Source organism: Sinorhizobium sp. FG01, from assembly GCF_002531875.1.
GTDB lineage: Bacteria > Pseudomonadota > Alphaproteobacteria > Rhizobiales > Rhizobiaceae > Sinorhizobium > Sinorhizobium fredii_C.
Genome location: NZ_NWTB01000002.1, coordinates 412,134 through 427,635 on the forward strand (window position 1 = coordinate 412,134; position 15,502 = coordinate 427,635).

Consider the following 15,502-nt stretch of genomic DNA (forward strand, 5'->3'; position numbering starts at 1 on the left):
AATGGCGCTTGAACGTACGCTGGAACCGCGGACGAACCTTTGCGCTGCTGGGGCGCGGACGAGGCCTTACGCGAGCTTCATCGTCTGTACGCGGAACCGCGTACGGGCGCTTAAGGCCTGTATCCGTTCGATAGAGGCGGCTCGCAGCGCTTACCCCGCCGTCACTAGCGAACTCGTGGTGGTCGACAACGGATCGACGGACGACACACCGCTCGAGCTGCGCCGCATCGCCGCGTCTTCAAATATGACGATCACGCTCGTCACCGAGCCGCGCCTGGGCCTTGCGGCCGCGCGCAATGCGGGATTGGAGCGGGCCGGCGGACGGATTCTGGTGTTCGTAGATGATGACTGCGAAATTGATCGAGCCTATTTGCGTGACCTGGAACGGCATTACGCGAGCGGCGACCAGCGCGTTGTTCGCGGCGGCCGCGTCGAGCTCGGCAACGCCTGCGACCAGCCTTTCACAATCAAGCGGTCGAAGATCGCTGCCCGCCTGACCCGCGATGTCCATCCCGGCGGCTTCGTCCTCGGCTGCAACATGACCATGCACCGCGAGGTCGCTGCTCTTATCGGCCACTTCGACGAACGCTTCGGCGCGGGCACGCCGCTCCATTCCGCCGAGGATACCGACTATCTCGTGCGTGCCTTTCAACTCGGCATCCCCGTCGAATACGTCCCGGACATGACGGTGTTTCATCACCACGGACGAACGTCCCGCGCTGCGATCGAAAAGCTCCACCGAAGCTACAGCCTGGGCAACGGAGCGCTTTGCCTGAAACATCTCTTCAAAGCGCCGTGGCTTCTCCGGCATTTCTGTTGGACGGTCAGATCGGCATGTGGCCAGGTCTTTGGCGGTCCCCGTTTCGATCCTGAACTCCAACTGTCCCATTGGCCGATCGTGTCCATGAACCTGTTGGGCGCCGCGAAATTCGCCTATCTCGTTGTGGCAAGCCGGGCCGCGCCGACCGAGCTGCAGCCGGTCGAGGAGAGGACAGCTGAGCTGGAGCGGAGCCGATGATTGTGCGCTTCCTCATGCCAGGCCTGCAGTTTCTGCGTGACGCGCTCGGGCGCCAATTGCACCTGCTTCCATTAGTCGTGGTGCTCGGACTCGCAAGCGCGGCGCTCGAAGGAGCCGGCATCGGTCTCATCATCCCGATGCTCGGGATTATCGCCGGCAGCGACGATTCCCCCGCTCTGAGCGGTATCTCGGCGATCTTCCAGCAGGTGGGATCGGAGCTGGACAAAGGCGACAGGCTGCTGGCACTCGCGGCTGCGATCCTTGCGCTGATCGTCCTTAAGAACCTCCTCGCCTTCGCGAACACCGTACTCACCAATTTTATCTACGGAAAGGCGAGCCATTCGATCCGCAGCGCATTGGCCAATCAGCTCTTGCGTATAGGCTACCCGTTCTTCCTGCAACAGAACCCCGGCCGGCTGCTCAACATCATCTCGAATGAATCCTGGCGGGCCTCGGACGCGATCCAGACCGTGCTCGCGGCCGTGGTGAACGCGTCCGCCGCGGTGATCCTGTTGGCCTTCCTGCTGCTTCTTTCCTGGCAGATGACGCTTTTCGTCGCGCTTGGTCTGGTCCTTGTCCAGGTAGCGCATGCGGCACTATCGGCGACCCTGAGGGGCCCTAGCCGCAATGTGACCTCCTTCAACAGCGAGCTTGCGGCGCGGATGCTGCATCTCGTTCATGCGGGACGGTTGATCCGCGTTTTCGGGCAGGAAGGTCGCGAGAAGGTGGCGTTCGACACGGCCTCCGATTCCGTGCGCCATGCGGGTTTGGTCTTGCAAACGCGACAGGGCATCCTGCCGCCGCTGACGGAAGTACTGCATTCCGCGCTTTTCCTGGGGGCGGTCGTGAGTGCCTGGTCCGTCGGCGTGAGCTTCCCGGTAATCGTTGCCTTCGTCGTGCTGCTCTACCGGCTGCAACCGCATGTGCGAGCCTTGCAAATGTCCTGGAGCCAAATCCAGGGCTGGAGCGGATCGCTCGAAGAAGTGCGCTGGCTCTTGGATTCGTCTGACAAGCCGAAGCCCCCGGCCGGCAGCGAACCGGTCGAGGGCCTGCACCGGGACATCGCATTCGATCGGGTGACCTTTAGATATCCAGGCTTGGAAGCCCGCCCCGTCGTGTTGCGCGCCGCCACCTTTACGATCCGCATGGGCCGTTCGACGGCTCTCATAGGCCGATCGGGCGCCGGCAAGACGACGATCGTCAACCTCCTGTGCCGCTTCGTCGACCCGGACGAAGGCCGGATCCTCATCGACGGCGTGCCGCTCGATCAGATCGATCCGGCGCAATGGCGGCGCCAGATCGCCGTCGCCAGCCAGGACCTGGAACTCGTCGATGGCAGTATTCATGAAAACATCACCTACGGTCAGGAGGCGACGGCCGCGGAAGTCGAGCGAGCGGCCAAACTGGCCGAAGCGCACAGCTTCATCGAAATGCTGCCGCAAGGCTACGAGACTGTGGTCGGCTATCGGGGAGCGAGTCTTTCGGCCGGGCAACGCCAACGCATCGCGCTTGCAAGGGCGCTGGTGCGCGATCCAGCGATCCTGATTCTCGATGAGGCGACGAACGCCGTGGATGGACTGTCGGAGGCGGCAATCGTCGAGACGCTTAAGCTGCGCGCCGGCCGGCGCACGACCATCGTCATCAGCCATCACAGAAGCACGATTTCCTTTTGCGACGACGTCGTGGTTCTCGGAAGCGGCCGCGTGAAAAGCCAGACGCCGCTCGCCGACGTCGCCTCGCTCAGCATGGATCAGCTCTACGAGCATGAGGCGCCGCTGGAGCGGCTGGACTAAAATAAAGCCGCGCGCCGTGAGTCCGGGTGCGCGGCTTCCGCCTTCCTGTCTGGCAATGCGCCGTCAGGCTGCCTTGGCGTAGCGCTTGGCCATTTCCGGGAGTCGCAGCACCCGGATCTTCGATGCTTGGCCGGCCGCGCGGAAGGCCTCGAAGCGCTCCTTGCAGACTTCGGTCATACGCGCGATGGCCGGCTTCAGGTAGTTGCGCGGATCGAAATTGTCCGGATGTTCGATATGGTGCTTGCGGATCTCGCCGGTGAAGGCGAGCCGGAGGTCCGTGTCGATATTGACCTTGCGGACGCCGAGCGGGATGGCCTTCTGGATCTCGGATACCGGCACGCCCCAGGTCTTCTTCATCTTGCCGCCATAGGCGTTGAACAATTCCTGCAGGTCGGCGGGCACCGAGGATGATCCGTGCATGACGAGGTGGGTGTTCGGAAGCCGCTTGTTGATCTTGGCGATCGTCTCGATCGAAAGGATTTCGCCATCCGGCTCGCGCGTGAACTTGTAGGCGCCGTGGCTGGTGCCGATCGCCACCGCCAGAGCATCGACGCCGGTCTTGGAGACGAAGTCGAGGGCCTGGTCGGGGTCGGTCAGCAATTCTTCACGCGAAAGCTTGCCTTCGAATCCGTGTCCGTCTTCCTTGTCGCCGGCGCCGGTTTCGAGGTTGCCGAGGCAGCCGAGTTCGCCTTCGACCGAAACGCCCGCCGCATGAGCGATCTTCACCACTTCGGCCGTGACTGCCACATTGTAATCGTAGCTGGCGACGGTCTTGCCGTCCTTTTCCAGCGAGCCGTCCATCATCACCGATGTGAAGCCGTTGGTGATCGCCGAAATGCAGGTCGAAGGCTGGTCGCCGTGGTCGAGATGCAGACAGACCGGGATATGCGGATATTCTTCCGCCGCACCGAGGATCAGGTGACGCAGGAAGGCGTCGCCCGCATAGGCACGCGCGCCGCGGCTTGCCTGAAGGATCACCGGGGAGTCGGTCGCATCGGCGGCGCGCATGACCGCCTGGATATATTCGAGATTGTTCACATTGAAGGCCGGCAGCGCGTAGTCGTTCTCCGCCGCATGGTCGAGCAGTTGCCGCAATGTGATCAATGCCATTCGAAATCTCCCTGATGCTGGTGCGCCTCACTCCAGGCGCCGTGAATGAAGCGGCCCACGCGCCGCCACGGTGCGGGCTCGTTCGCCGGCGACGCGGCAGCGTGCGCGCGCGCTCCGATGCCTCCGAACCGGCTTAGCGGCCCAAGTCAGAGGCACAATAGTTGATGAGGACCTTTTGGCAACCGGAACGATGGGCGGGGCGGACAGTTGATTGACGTGCGTCAGAGGAATTTGCTGTGGATGAAAAGCCCTCATGCGAAAAATCGGGGCATTCGCTTTCTGGTTGGTGGTGGCGTTCGCGGAGAAATCCGGTGGGAACGGCGTTTTCGTCGTGCCTGTTCTCTCCTTGTCTCGATCCGTCGCCTGGTTGCGGGGTCTTGGGCCGGCAGCACGCAATGCGCGCGTCCCGCAAAAAGATTGCGAAAGGCGTTCAGAATTTTTACGCATATTACGTAAAGTGCCATATCTATTCATGAAGTTTGCACGGAGTCTTATTTCGCCCTGTCAACAGAGCGCGGGCTCGTTCTCTCTTTCTGATCTAAATCGTTGCAGTTGCGGGTTTCCGGCGCATAATTCGTTGGCTGGACAGGTCTAACAGGCGATGGAATCCCCCGCAAGGGCGCGATGCAACTAAAGCGATTATCAGAGTTTCGTTTTATAAAGGAGGGTGCAAAATCGCCTTGCCTTTGGTGAGGATTTGCACTTCTCTCCTGCGATCAACCACACTCAAAACGAGGGGAAGGAGAAGAAAAATGGCTTCAATGAAACTCAACCTCAGCGCTGCCGCGCTCATCGGCTCGCTGCTTATCGGTGCAAGCCCGGCGCTCGCTGAAGCTGTGTTGCATCGCGGTAATGCCGGCGAGCCGCAGACGCTCGACCAGGCGCACACCTCCATCAACATCGAGGAATTCATCCTCAAGGATCTCTATGAAGGCCTGACGATCTACGATGCCGCCGGCAAGATCGTGCCGGGTGCTGCGGAAAGCTGGGAGCTTTCCGATGACGGCGTCGTCTATACGTTCAAGCTGCGCGCCGATGCCAAGTGGTCCGACGGCTCGCCGGTGACTGCCGAGGACTTCGCCTTCTCGTTCCGCCGCGTCGAGGATCCGAAGACGGCCGCCGAGTACGCCAACATTCTCTTCCCGATCAAGAACGCGGAAAAGGTCAATAAGGGCGAGGTGCCGGTCGACCAGCTCGGCGTGAAGGCCGTCGACGAAAAGACGCTCGAAATCACGCTTGAGCGGCCGACGCCCTTCTTCCTGGAACTGCTGGCGCACCAGACGGCGCTGCCGGTCAGCAAGGCGAGCGTCGAGAAGAACGGTGCCGACTTCGTCAAGCCGGGCGTGATGGTCTCGAACGGCGCCTTCCGCTTGACGGCGCACGTGCCGAACGACAGCCTGACCGTCGAGAAGAATGCGAGCTATTGGGATGCCGCCAACGTCAAGCTCGACAAGGTGATCTTCTACCCGATCGACGATCAGGCGGCCTCGGTGCGTCGCTTCGAGGCGAAGGAAATGGACCTCGCCTACAACTTCTCGGCCGATCAGATCGAGCGGCTGCGCAAGTCCTATGGCGACCAGGTGCATGTCTCGCCGACGCTTGCGACCTATTACTACGCCTTCGACACGCGGCAGGAGCCCTATAACGACGTCCGCGTCCGCCGGGCGCTGTCGATGGCGGTCGACCGCGACTTCCTCGCCAAGGAGATCTACAGCGGCTCGCAAATTCCTTCCTACTCGATGGTACCGCCGGGCATCGAAGGATACGGCGAACCGGCCAAGGCAGACTTTGCGGAAATGTCGCAGCTCGACCGCGAGGACAAGGCGATCGAGCTGATGAAGGAGGCCGGCTACGGCGAGGGCGGCAAGCCGCTGAACATCGAGATCCGCTACAACACTAACCCGAACCACGAACGCGTGGCGACGGCGGTCGCCGACATGTGGAAGAACACTTTCGGCGCCAAGGTCTCGCTGGTGAACCTCGACGTCTCGTCGCACTACGCCTACCTGCAGGAAGGCGGCAAGTTCAACGTCGCCCGCGCCGGCTGGGTCGCCGACTATGCGGACGCCGAGAACTTCCTGGCGCTGAGCCTCAGCACCAACAAGACCTTCAACTATGGCCACTTCGAAAACGCCGAGTTCGACGCGTTGATGAAGAAGTCCTATGAAGAACAGGATCCGGCGGCGCGCTCGAAGATTCTCCACGAAGCCGAGACCCTGCTGATGAAGGAGCAGCCGATTGCGCCGTTCCTCACCCAGGCGGACCTGTGGCTCGTGTCGAGCCGCGTCAAGGGCTGGCAGGACAATGCGCCGAATGCGCATTTGAGCAAGTTCCTCTCGATCGCCGAGTAACGAAATGAGGCGACGCGCGGGAGCCCGCGCGTCGCCTCCGGAGCCACGTCCATGATCTCCTTCGTCCTTCGCCGGCTGGCGAGTGCGGTGCCGACGCTGTTCATCGTCGTCACGATATCCTTCTTCCTGATGCGGTTTGCCCCCGGTGGCCCCTTCAATCTCGAGCGCCCTCTTCCTCCATCGACGATGGAGAACCTGATGAGGACCTATCATCTCGACCAGCCGCTTTGGCGCCAATACCTGATCTATCTCAGCAATGCGGTAACCGGCGACTTCGGCCCGAGCTATATCTACCATGACAACAATGTCGCGCAGCTAATCGGCAAGGGCCTGCCCTATTCGATGGAGCTCGGCTTCTACGCGCTGATACTTGCCGTCGTCGGCGGCGTAATCGCCGGCACGATCGCCGCGCTGAGGCAGAACAGTTTTCTCGATTTCGCCGTGATGTCGATTTCGACCGTCGGCGTCACCGTGCCGAATTTCGTTGTCGGTCCCGTCCTGACCCTCATCTTTGCGATCATGCTGTCGTGGCTCCCGGCCGGGGGCTGGGGCGACGGGTCGTTCCGCTTCCTGATCCTGCCGATGATCGCATTGGCCCTGCCGCAGCTCGCCGTCTTCGCACGGCTTACGCGCGGCTCGATGATCGAGGCGCTTCACACGGATCACATTCGAACGGCCAAGGCCTACGGGTTGCCGTCCCGCGTCGTCGTCATCACCCATGCGATGCGCGGCGCCATGCTGCCGGTTGTTTCCTATCTGGCCCCTTGCGCGGCGGCACTGCTCACCGGTTCCGCGGTCGTCGAGACGATCTTCACCATTCCTGGCGTCGGCCGCTACTTCGTGCTCGGCGCGATCAATCGCGACTATACGCTCGTCATGGGCACGGTGGTCCTCATCGCCATCTTCGTCATCGTCTTCAATCTTCTGGTCGATATTCTCTACGGCCTGCTCGATCCGAGGGTTCGCCATGACTGATATCGTTCAGGTCCCGGCGGTCTCGCCGGAGACAAAAGGGCGCAGCCTCTTCCAACTCGCGGCGCTGCGCTTCCGCCGCAACCGCGCCGCCATGGCGGGCTGCGTCATGCTGGCACTGATCGCGCTCTTCTCCTTCGTCGGGCCGTTCTTCTCGCCGCACAGCTACGATCAGGTCTTCCCCTCTTATGTGTCGATCGGCCCAAGCCTCGAGCCGCGTCCGGATACCTCGACGCTGCAGGAAGTCATGGAGAGTGTCGCGGCGCGCGCCCGCGTGACGCTCGAGGAGTTCCACGTCGAGGGCGAAGCCTTCACTGCCACGGTCACCTCCGAGCAACCGATCGATCCGCGCGCCACGCGCTACTTCGATAGGGCCAACGAGTTCGAAAACACCAAGGTCGTCGCGACCGAGGACGATGGTCGCAGGCTGAAGGTCGAGGGCCAGGTCGATCGCGAATATTTCCCGTTCGGCACAGACTCCAACGGCCGCGACCTCCTTGTCCGCGTCATGCTGGGCGGCCAGATCTCGATTGCGGTCGGCCTGCTCGCCAGCCTCGTCTCGCTCGGCATCGGCGTCGTCTACGGGGCGACCTCCGGCTATATCGGCGGGCGCGTCGACAACGTCATGATGCGCTTCGTCGAGATTCTCTATTCGCTGCCCTTCGTCTTTCTCGTCGTCGTTCTGGTCGTCTTCTTCGGCCGCAGTTTCATCCTGATCTTCCTGGTGATCGGCGCCGTCGAGTGGCTGGACATGGCCCGTATCGTGCGCGGCCAGACGCTTGCCCTGAAGCGCCGCGAATTCGTGGGTGCGGCGCAGGCGCTCGGACTGACCGACTGGCAGATCATCCGCCGGCACATTATTCCGAACACCATCGGCCCGGTGATCGTCTTCGTCACCGTCGTGGTGCCGAAGGTGATCCTGCTCGAGAGCTTCCTGTCGTTCCTCGGCCTCGGCGTGCAGGCGCCGCTGACGAGCTGGGGCGCGCTGATTTCCGAAGGGGCAAACAACATCCAATCGGCGCCCTGGCTGCTGATATTCCCGGCCATCTTCTTCGTCGTCACGCTGTTTTCGCTGAACTTCGTCGGCGACGGCCTGCGCGATGCGCTCGATCCCAAGGACCGCTGACATGGCAAACACCAAGGATTCCATTCTCGCCGTCCGCGGCCTCAAGGTGGATTTCTCTACCCCGGACGGCACGGTCGAAGCGGTCAAGGGCATCGATCTCGAGGTCAATGCCGGCGAAACGCTGGCGGTCGTCGGCGAATCCGGCTCGGGCAAGAGCCAGACGATGATGGGCATCATGGGGCTCCTGGCGAAGAACGGCACGGTTGCCGGATCGGCGCGCTACCGCGGGCAGGAACTCATCGGGCTGCCGCCGAAGGCCCTCAACGACGTGCGCGGCTCGAAGATCACCATGATCTTCCAGGAGCCGATGACCTCGCTCGACCCGCTCTATACGATCGGCCGGCAGATCGCCGAACCGATCGTCCATCACCGCGGCGGCACGTTCAAAGAGGCGAAGAAGCGCGTGCTGGAACTTCTGGAGTTGGTCGGCATTCCCGAGCCCGGGCGTCGCATCGACAGCTATCCGCACGAGCTTTCCGGCGGCCAGCGTCAGCGGGTGATGATCGCCATGGCGCTTGCCAACGAGCCGGACATCCTGGTCGCCGACGAACCGACGACCGCACTCGACGTCACCATCCAGGCGCAAATCCTTCAACTGCTGAAATCGCTGCAGAAGCGCTTCGGCATGGCAATCGTGCTGATCACCCACGACCTCGGCATCGTCAAGCACTTCGCCGAGCGCGTCGCCGTGATGCGACGCGGCGAGGTGGTCGAGCAGGGGAGCACGACTGAGATTTTCGAGCGACCCAAGGCGGACTACACGAAGATGTTGCTCGCCGCCGAGCCGAGCGGCCGCAAGCCGGCGCCGCCGGGCCACGCGCCGATCATTCTCGAGGGCCGCAACGTGGCGGTCGAATACGCTATCGGCAAAGGCCTGTTCGGCGGCTCGTCCTCCGTCTTCCGGGCGGTCGACGGCGTCAACCTGCGCCTGAGGCAGGGCCAGACGATCGGCATCGTCGGCGAGTCCGGTTCGGGAAAATCGACGCTCGGGCGGGCGCTGCTGCGATTGCTGCCGAGCAACGGCTCCTACCGCTTCGGCGCGACCGACATTTCCGGTTTCGACCGCAGCACGATGCGGCCCCTGCGCCGCGAGCTCCAGCTCGTCTTCCAGGATCCCTACGGCTCGCTCTCGCCGCGCCTGACGATCGGCGAGATCATCACCGAGGGCCTCTATGTGCATGAGCCGGGGCTCGGCCGTGCGGAGCGCGACCGGCGCGCCATTGCCGCCTTGAAGGAGGTGGGCCTCGATCCCGCCTCGCGCAATCGCTACCCGCACGAATTCTCCGGCGGCCAGCGCCAGCGCATCGCCATCGCCCGGGCGATGATCCTGAAGCCGAAGGTGGTGATCCTCGACGAGCCCACCTCGGCGCTCGACCGCTCGGTACAGGGCCAAGTGATCGAGCTGCTGCGCGACCTGCAGCGCAAGCACGGCCTTTCCTACATCTTCATCAGCCACGATCTTTCCGTGGTGAAGGCGATGTCGGACTATGTGATCGTCATGAAAAACGGTCGCATTGTCGAAGAGGGGGAAACGGACGCGATCTTCGAAGCGCCGAGAGAGCCTTATACCAAGACGCTGATCGGCGCCGCCTTCAACGTGTGAGCAGGCGACGGTCTGACGGTTCGTCCTCGGCGACGCAAATTGCCGCAAGGTTCCGGTCGGAGATCACGACAGCGCCGTGCGTCTTATCAGATGCGCAAAGGTCGCTGCAGCACTTTGAATCCCTGCATGTCTTTGTCCCTAAAGCGCGTCGCGTTTAAACGTGTTCACGCGGCGCGCTTCAGGTCTTTGTTTTTGTGCATGTCGTCATCCCAAAACCGCTGCACACTTCTGGGCGACATGCACCAAATCGAGGTCGATTCAAGGAGACATGCAGCGCCTCGGCGCGAGTTCGACTCGCGCCGACTTGAGCGATGGTGGAAACATCCACCGCAGGTCAGGCCCGCGTCCGTGCGGGCCGAGACGATACGGATTGCCCTTCGCGGTGAAGCCGCCTCGTCCTACTTCATGAATTCGCGGATTTTGTAGGCGACCTCGGTACGATTGGTCGCGTTCAGTTTCTTCATGATGTTGCGAATGTGGACCTTAACCGTGCTTTCGCACAGGTCCATTTCATAGGCGATGATCTTGTTGGGCTTGCCACGTTGCAATGCCTCGGCGACTTCGATCTCGCGGGGCGTGAAGAAGGTGTCGGAACAACGCGCGCCGTTGACGGCGGAGTTGATCGTTTCGCGCATCGTCAGGATGCTGCTCGCCGGAACGAAGACACCGCCGGCGCGTGCGAGCGCAATCGCCTCCGCCGCGACATTGATACCGACATTGCTTGGAATGTATCCGCGGGCACCGCACTCCAGCGCCTTGAGGATTTGGCCGAGTTCGTCGGTTTCGGCAACGACGATCACCGGGCTGAACTTGAACTTCTCGGCGAGGTTCTCGATCTTCTCGCAGACTTCCTGTTCGCCGATCTTGCTGCCGCCAACGATCAGCAGCACGGCGGACGGATCGGCGTGCAACTTGCGGGCGCGCCACTCGTCGAACGAACCGACCGTCACGATGCTGAGCGTCGGATCATAGTCCAACAAGCTCTTGGCTAGGCACTCCCTGTCCAGGGCGCGTGGATCGATGAGCAGGATGTAGTCCGCATCCTCCGGATGGTCAGTCACGTCCGGGTCAGTCAAACCTGGAGGCGATTGACGGTCGAGCGGCACTTGAAAGGTTGCACGGCTGTTCGTTACGGTTCTTCCGACAGTCGCTGAGAGAATATACATATATAGTACTCCAATTCGTTCTTAAATATAAGAATAATTCAACAATTAACCGGTATCGTCGCTCAATATTACTACCGATTCGTCAGTCTTTTCGGCTGCTTCGCGATCAGCTCATGTCCGGGTGCTCAAGGGGGTGCGCCGGATGGATGCACCTGATAATGCCTCAAGTCGCCCCACCATCGCGCACACTCTCTCTTCGGTCTGCACGATTGTACTTTAGAATATATCAGGCAACCGATGGTTGGGAATATTACCCAAGATAGTTAGGCTGGTGATAAATCGGGGGAGTGTTGCCTAGCCCCCGTGGGGGATTCTCCCGCTCAGGTGCTGTGAAAGGCGAACAAAATCAATGCCAATGCCGGGATTTCAAGCATTGGATTCAGATCCGGGATGAAAGGCTCACGGTCTCACTGATGCGGAAGCGGTGAGTGCGGCGCGTCGGTCGTGGCGCTGGATGCTGCTTCCACCAGCAGTCTTGACCGGCTGCGCGCCTAGCAGGGCAGTTTCGAGCCCGCGCACGCCAGATCGCGCTCGCGAGACGATCTCATCCCGCGCCGTCGGATCGATCCCCTGGCGTGCAGCTTCCGCCAAGGCGACTGCCATCTGCCGGACCGGCATGTCACCGGCAGCGAAGCGGTCCGGTTGCCCTGTAAAGCTGAAGAAGCCCTCGACCTTTTCGTCCCATGCGAGCCCGATCTGCGGCACGCCCAGCGAATAGGCGGCAATGCATGCGTGAAGTCGATGCGCCATAATCACCTGCATCGCGGCAATCGTATCGACGAGCTCCTCGGGTCGGGTCGGACGCGGCGCCAGGCTGAGCCTGTCTTGGGCGACACAGCGGGCGAGGTCCGGCGCGCCGAGGAGTCGCCTTGCAAACGCCTGGTCTTCCTCGGCGCCATTGCTGAAGAGGCGGACATTGTAGCCGTCATCGAGCAGCAGCTTGATGAGTTCCTGATATTCACCCGGACCGCGGAAAGGTATGGTCGACCGGCCCTGTGTCGCGTGCCTGTGGAGGATGAGCGGGTCGGTCACACAGACGCCAATGGTCATGGTCCGCGCCGGTTCACGTCCGTAGTGTCTTGCCAGAAGATCGATGGCCAGGAGGCCGGGATCGGGGACGATCTCGGCGTGCGGGCCGGCGGGAAAATGTTGCGCCCAGTTCCTGGCCGCGATGCGGTCGCGAACGGAGACATGAACCACACGCGCCAGTTCAAGCCTGCGAAACAGCTCGTCGGCGCGCGGCGACCATTGGCGTCCGACCCCGACCGCATAGATCGCGAGCGGCTTTGCGCTGCGCCGCACGCAATCGAGAACGGTTGCGACCTTCAGGGGAAAGTTCAGGTCATCGTCCTGAAAGAGATTGCCGCCGCCGATCACCACGGCGTCGGCGTCGTCTATCAACGCCTGCCAACGATCGCGCAAGTTGCCGAGCTTTCCGGCAAGCCCGCGCGAAACCGCGGTGCGCCGGAGAAAGGAGGGAAGCGTCTGGAGAGCCCGAAGGAACAGACGCCGCCTGGCATTGTTGCTCTCTCCAAAAGCGCTCCGCCCTGCGAGGTCTATCGTCTCGACGGTGAGTTCATCGGATCCGCGCATCAGTTCGCCCTCGAGGCATTGTGCCAACAGGCCGTCTCCGAGGTTCGCACTGTATTTGACGTTGAAGACGAGGACCTTCATGACAGGCTTCCCGAATGTCGCCGTCCCGACGCGCCGGCTAGGTGCGCCCGAGCGGGCTGCGTCATCGTGACGCGAGGATAGGTGAGGGCCGAGATGCTGCCGGCAAGGATGTAGAATGTCAGGCCGAGATCGTAAACCGTGCCTGAAATGAGCGATGTCGTCAGCCCTGCGACCAACCCGGCCTTTGCCGCACGCACCACCGACGCCGTTTCCCCGTCGCCGCTCGGCGCCTTCGGCATTCTGGACCGGAGAGTGGCGGCGACAAAGAGGCAGAATGCCGCCGTCCCCGGGACCCCGACGTTCGAGAGGAGCACGAGCAGATAGCTCGATGCGCGAGCGCTTCCAAGCCCGGCGCCGAGCCCGGAAGTGTCCAGAAATGTCTGGTAGGCGGCGGCGTTCCAGGCCATGCGCTCCCGACCAGACTGACTGTCTGCCTTGGACAGCAGGATCTCGTCGAGGAACTGATTGATGGACTCGGCGGTGGCCGGGAAGAGGGTTATGGTCATCATAAGGGCGAGGGGCATCAAGGCGGCCACGGCGAGGAGGAAGCCGGTGCGCCCCGCTCGCCGGGAACCGAGCGCGGATGCGACCGAGCGCGACCAGAGAAACGGGACGACGACGGCGAGGCCCACGAGGGCCGTCGCGGACGTGGACAGCACCAATGCGACAAGCAACGCCGCCGCCATCGGTCCGGTCACGCGCGAGCGGATACGGTCGAGCCAGAGGCTGGCAATGGCCGCGAAGAGAACCAGTGTGTAGTCGGCGAAGGCCGACGCCTCGGGAAAGGCGCCGGAAATCCGCTTGAAGCCACCCTTCTCGGAGGCCGTCAACAGCGCGTAGTTGGCCGTCCGGACGAACTCCAGGAGTTGCTCCGTGCCGGTGAAATAGGTCAGGACGTCGGCGACGGCAAAGCCGAGATTGACGGCGGCAACGATCAAGAGAACGTTGACCAGATGCGCGGACGCAGCGGTCCGGCGGATATACGCGTAGCAAAGGCCAAAACAGACAGCACCGCCGAGCGCGTAGATTGCTTGCGTTATGTTGCTGGACGAAAAGCGAAGGGGCACGTGGGCGACGATGCTGCGCGCGCCGACCGAACGCTCGACGGTCAGTACATCGATCGTACCCTGGAACAGGCGCGGCAGGAGGATCGCGGTCATCAGCCCGAACATCGTCAGCACCAAGAGCCAGAACCCCGCCTTTGGTGGGGCGTAGGCCGCAAGCACCGGCCCTTCGCCATAGGCCATGAAGATCCTGGCGCAAAAGAAGAGCAGAAAGACGTTGGGCACAAGCACGGACGCGCCGCCAAGGGCAGGCAGGTTGAACGCAGCCGCGGAACCGAGTGCCGTCGATATGACCATGAACGTAAAGGCCCAATGGACCGGTGCGAACAAGACGCCCAGTCCTACAATCACCGTGATGACGCCGATCAGTTCAAAGTTCATTGCCAAGATCCGGTTGTGCCAGGATCGTAGCAAAGGCTGTTACGCGCGTATTTACGCCCGCGGTTACGCCTTTCGTATAGCCGCTCGACCCGATTTGGTAGTGGATGGCCGCGACGGGCTTGCGCTAGTTTGTTCCGATGTTCTCGCACCCTCGCGATCTCGGGTTTGGATTGAACCGCCGGTTCCTGATCAGGAGGCTCGCTTCGGGGCTTCTGGCATGCGCGCTGGCATCGACCTTCCCCGGCCCGGTGCCGGCAGAAGGCGTTGCTGGCAGCGATACCGGCGACGAGCTCTCACTCGACAGGATGGAGACGTCTTTCGACGAGAGTTTCGACACCCTCAGCGTATCCGCCTGGGGGCCCGACACGCGCTGGATCGCGCATACGCCCTGGTCGGGCGATTTCGGCGGTGCGCGCTTTGCCAATCCTGAAGCCGGATATCCGTTCACCACCGAGGACGGCATCCTGCGCATCGAGGCCAGGCGCGACGACGAGGGCAAATGGACTTCCGGCCTGCTTGCCTCGGTCGACCCCAAGGGCAAAGGCTTTGCTCAGCAATACGGATATTTCGAGATGCGGGCGCGGCTGCCGACCGGCGCCGGAGTCTGGCCAGCTTTCTGGCTGATCGGCAAGGACCGGTCCAAGGCGACGGCCGAGATCGACGTGCTGGAGTTCTACGGGGACAAGCCGGACGGCTACTCCTCCGTCGTGCATGTGTGGCATCGCGATGGGCGTCACGATTCCCAGTTCAAGCGCATCGATGCTTTTGCTGCCGGCGATCCGGGAGAATTCCATACTTATGGCGTCAAGGTCGACGCCGAGTTCATCCGAATGTACTTCGACCGTCGCCTGGTCTGGAAGGCAAGCACGCGTCCCGAGCATCGCCAGCCGATGTTCATCTTGCTCAACCTCGCCCTCGTCGAGTCGACCGCAGACGATGCACCCGACCCTTCCCACATGTATGTGGACTACGTCCGCGCCTACCGTTTCCGTTGATATCTCGAGATAATTTCACCTCCACGGAGCGCGTGCGCATTTCACGCGCTCGGAGCTTGTTCGACTTTCTAGGTGCGACCGCGGCCGTCCCGTGAGAGCTTCCGCCGAAGGACTAAGCAGTCTAACCCTTTTGGCAGCGGGCAAAGCTGAAGCTATCCCAATGATCAACTGTTTATTTTTCCTCACCATGAAATTCTGACGACCGGCGGCACGGCTTGAAAGTTGTGTCGCCGTTGCCAGTCGCGTCGG

The 15,502-nt window shown here is 62.1% G+C and carries 11 protein-coding genes; 7 read left to right on the forward strand and 4 right to left on the reverse strand.

The window, feature by feature from the left end:
• Position 1 precedes the first annotated feature (1 nt).
• Both CO656_RS01990 and CO656_RS01995 read left to right on the forward strand, forming a co-directional pair.
• Positions 2–1,018, forward strand: a complete 1,017-nt coding sequence (locus CO656_RS01990; protein WP_097524619.1) for a glycosyltransferase — start codon at positions 2–4, stop codon at positions 1,016–1,018.
• Positions 1,018–2,811, forward strand: a complete 1,794-nt coding sequence (locus tag CO656_RS01995; RefSeq protein ID WP_097524731.1) for an ABC transporter ATP-binding protein — start codon at positions 1,018–1,020, stop codon at positions 2,809–2,811. Before CO656_RS01990 ends, CO656_RS01995 begins: the two co-directional genes overlap by 1 nt.
• A gap of 63 nt (positions 2,812–2,874) precedes the next feature.
• On the opposite strand, the gene fba is transcribed toward CO656_RS01995, so the two are convergent.
• Entirely contained in the window at positions 2,875–3,921 is a 1,047-nt protein-coding gene (gene fba / locus CO656_RS02000) for a class II fructose-bisphosphate aldolase (protein WP_097524620.1), read from the reverse strand.
• 752 nt (positions 3,922–4,673) lie between these two features.
• On the opposite strand from fba, the gene CO656_RS02005 reads away from it, so the two are divergent.
• Genes CO656_RS02005 through CO656_RS02020 form a run of 4 tightly spaced genes read left to right on the forward strand, consistent with a single transcriptional unit; the run spans position 4,674 to position 9,973 of the window.
• Entirely contained in the window at positions 4,674–6,272 is a 1,599-nt protein-coding gene (locus CO656_RS02005) for a peptide ABC transporter substrate-binding protein (protein ID WP_050988219.1), read from the forward strand.
• A 51-nt stretch (positions 6,273–6,323) separates the two neighbouring features.
• Positions 6,324–7,247 carry an oligopeptide ABC transporter permease OppB gene (gene oppB / locus CO656_RS02010; RefSeq protein ID WP_097524621.1) on the forward strand — a complete coding sequence of 308 codons (924 nt, stop codon included), beginning with the start codon at positions 6,324–6,326 and terminating at the stop codon, positions 7,245–7,247.
• The gene (locus tag CO656_RS02015) at positions 7,240–8,370 is read left to right on the forward strand and encodes an ABC transporter permease subunit (RefSeq protein ID WP_097524622.1); all 1,131 of its coding nucleotides are present in this window, start codon (positions 7,240–7,242) and stop codon (positions 8,368–8,370) included. The genes oppB and CO656_RS02015 overlap by 8 nt, the downstream gene beginning before the upstream one ends.
• 1 nt (position 8,371) lies before the next feature.
• Positions 8,372–9,973 carry an ABC transporter ATP-binding protein gene (locus tag CO656_RS02020; RefSeq protein ID WP_097524623.1) on the forward strand — a complete coding sequence of 534 codons (1,602 nt, stop codon included), beginning with the start codon at positions 8,372–8,374 and terminating at the stop codon, positions 9,971–9,973.
• A 398-nt stretch (positions 9,974–10,371) separates the two neighbouring features.
• Here CO656_RS02020 and CO656_RS02030 read toward each other — a convergent pair whose 3' ends face one another.
• From CO656_RS02030 to CO656_RS02040, 3 genes are all read right to left on the reverse strand, one after another.
• Entirely contained in the window at positions 10,372–11,034 is a 663-nt protein-coding gene (locus CO656_RS02030; protein ID WP_234819625.1) for a response regulator transcription factor, read from the reverse strand.
• Between the two features lie 504 nt (positions 11,035–11,538).
• Positions 11,539–12,813 (reverse strand): polysaccharide pyruvyl transferase family protein, encoded by a 1,275-nt coding sequence (locus CO656_RS02035; RefSeq protein WP_050988220.1) that lies wholly within the window; start codon positions 12,811–12,813, stop codon positions 11,539–11,541.
• Positions 12,810–14,258 carry a hypothetical protein gene (locus tag CO656_RS02040; RefSeq protein WP_050988221.1) on the reverse strand — a complete coding sequence of 483 codons (1,449 nt, stop codon included), beginning with the start codon at positions 14,256–14,258 and terminating at the stop codon, positions 12,810–12,812. The genes CO656_RS02035 and CO656_RS02040 overlap by 4 nt, the downstream gene beginning before the upstream one ends.
• Positions 14,259–14,428: 170 nt before the next feature.
• Here CO656_RS02040 and CO656_RS02045 point away from each other — a divergent pair, with 170 nt between their 5' ends.
• A complete protein-coding gene (locus CO656_RS02045; RefSeq protein WP_234819626.1) occupies positions 14,429–15,253 on the forward strand; it encodes a glycoside hydrolase family 16 protein in 825 nt (274 codons plus the stop codon).
• Positions 15,254–15,502 lie beyond the last annotated feature (249 nt).

Excerpts from the sequence above, each read along its gene's own strand:
- CO656_RS01990 (WP_097524619.1), top strand. The coding sequence starts at position 2 with ATGGCGCTTGAACGTACGCTGGAACCGCGGACGAACCTTTGCGCTGCT.
- fba (WP_097524620.1), bottom strand. The coding sequence starts at position 3,921 with ATGGCATTGATCACATTGCGGCAACTGCTCGACCATGCGGCGGAGAAC.
- CO656_RS02005 (WP_050988219.1), top strand. The coding sequence starts at position 4,674 with ATGGCTTCAATGAAACTCAACCTCAGCGCTGCCGCGCTCATCGGCTCG.
- oppB (WP_097524621.1), top strand. The coding sequence starts at position 6,324 with ATGATCTCCTTCGTCCTTCGCCGGCTGGCGAGTGCGGTGCCGACGCTG.
- CO656_RS02015 (WP_097524622.1), top strand. The coding sequence starts at position 7,240 with ATGACTGATATCGTTCAGGTCCCGGCGGTCTCGCCGGAGACAAAAGGG.
- CO656_RS02020 (WP_097524623.1), top strand. The coding sequence starts at position 8,372 with ATGGCAAACACCAAGGATTCCATTCTCGCCGTCCGCGGCCTCAAGGTG.
- CO656_RS02035 (WP_050988220.1), bottom strand. The coding sequence starts at position 12,813 with ATGAAGGTCCTCGTCTTCAACGTCAAATACAGTGCGAACCTCGGAGAC.
- CO656_RS02040 (WP_050988221.1), bottom strand. The coding sequence starts at position 14,258 with ATGAACTTTGAACTGATCGGCGTCATCACGGTGATTGTAGGACTGGGC.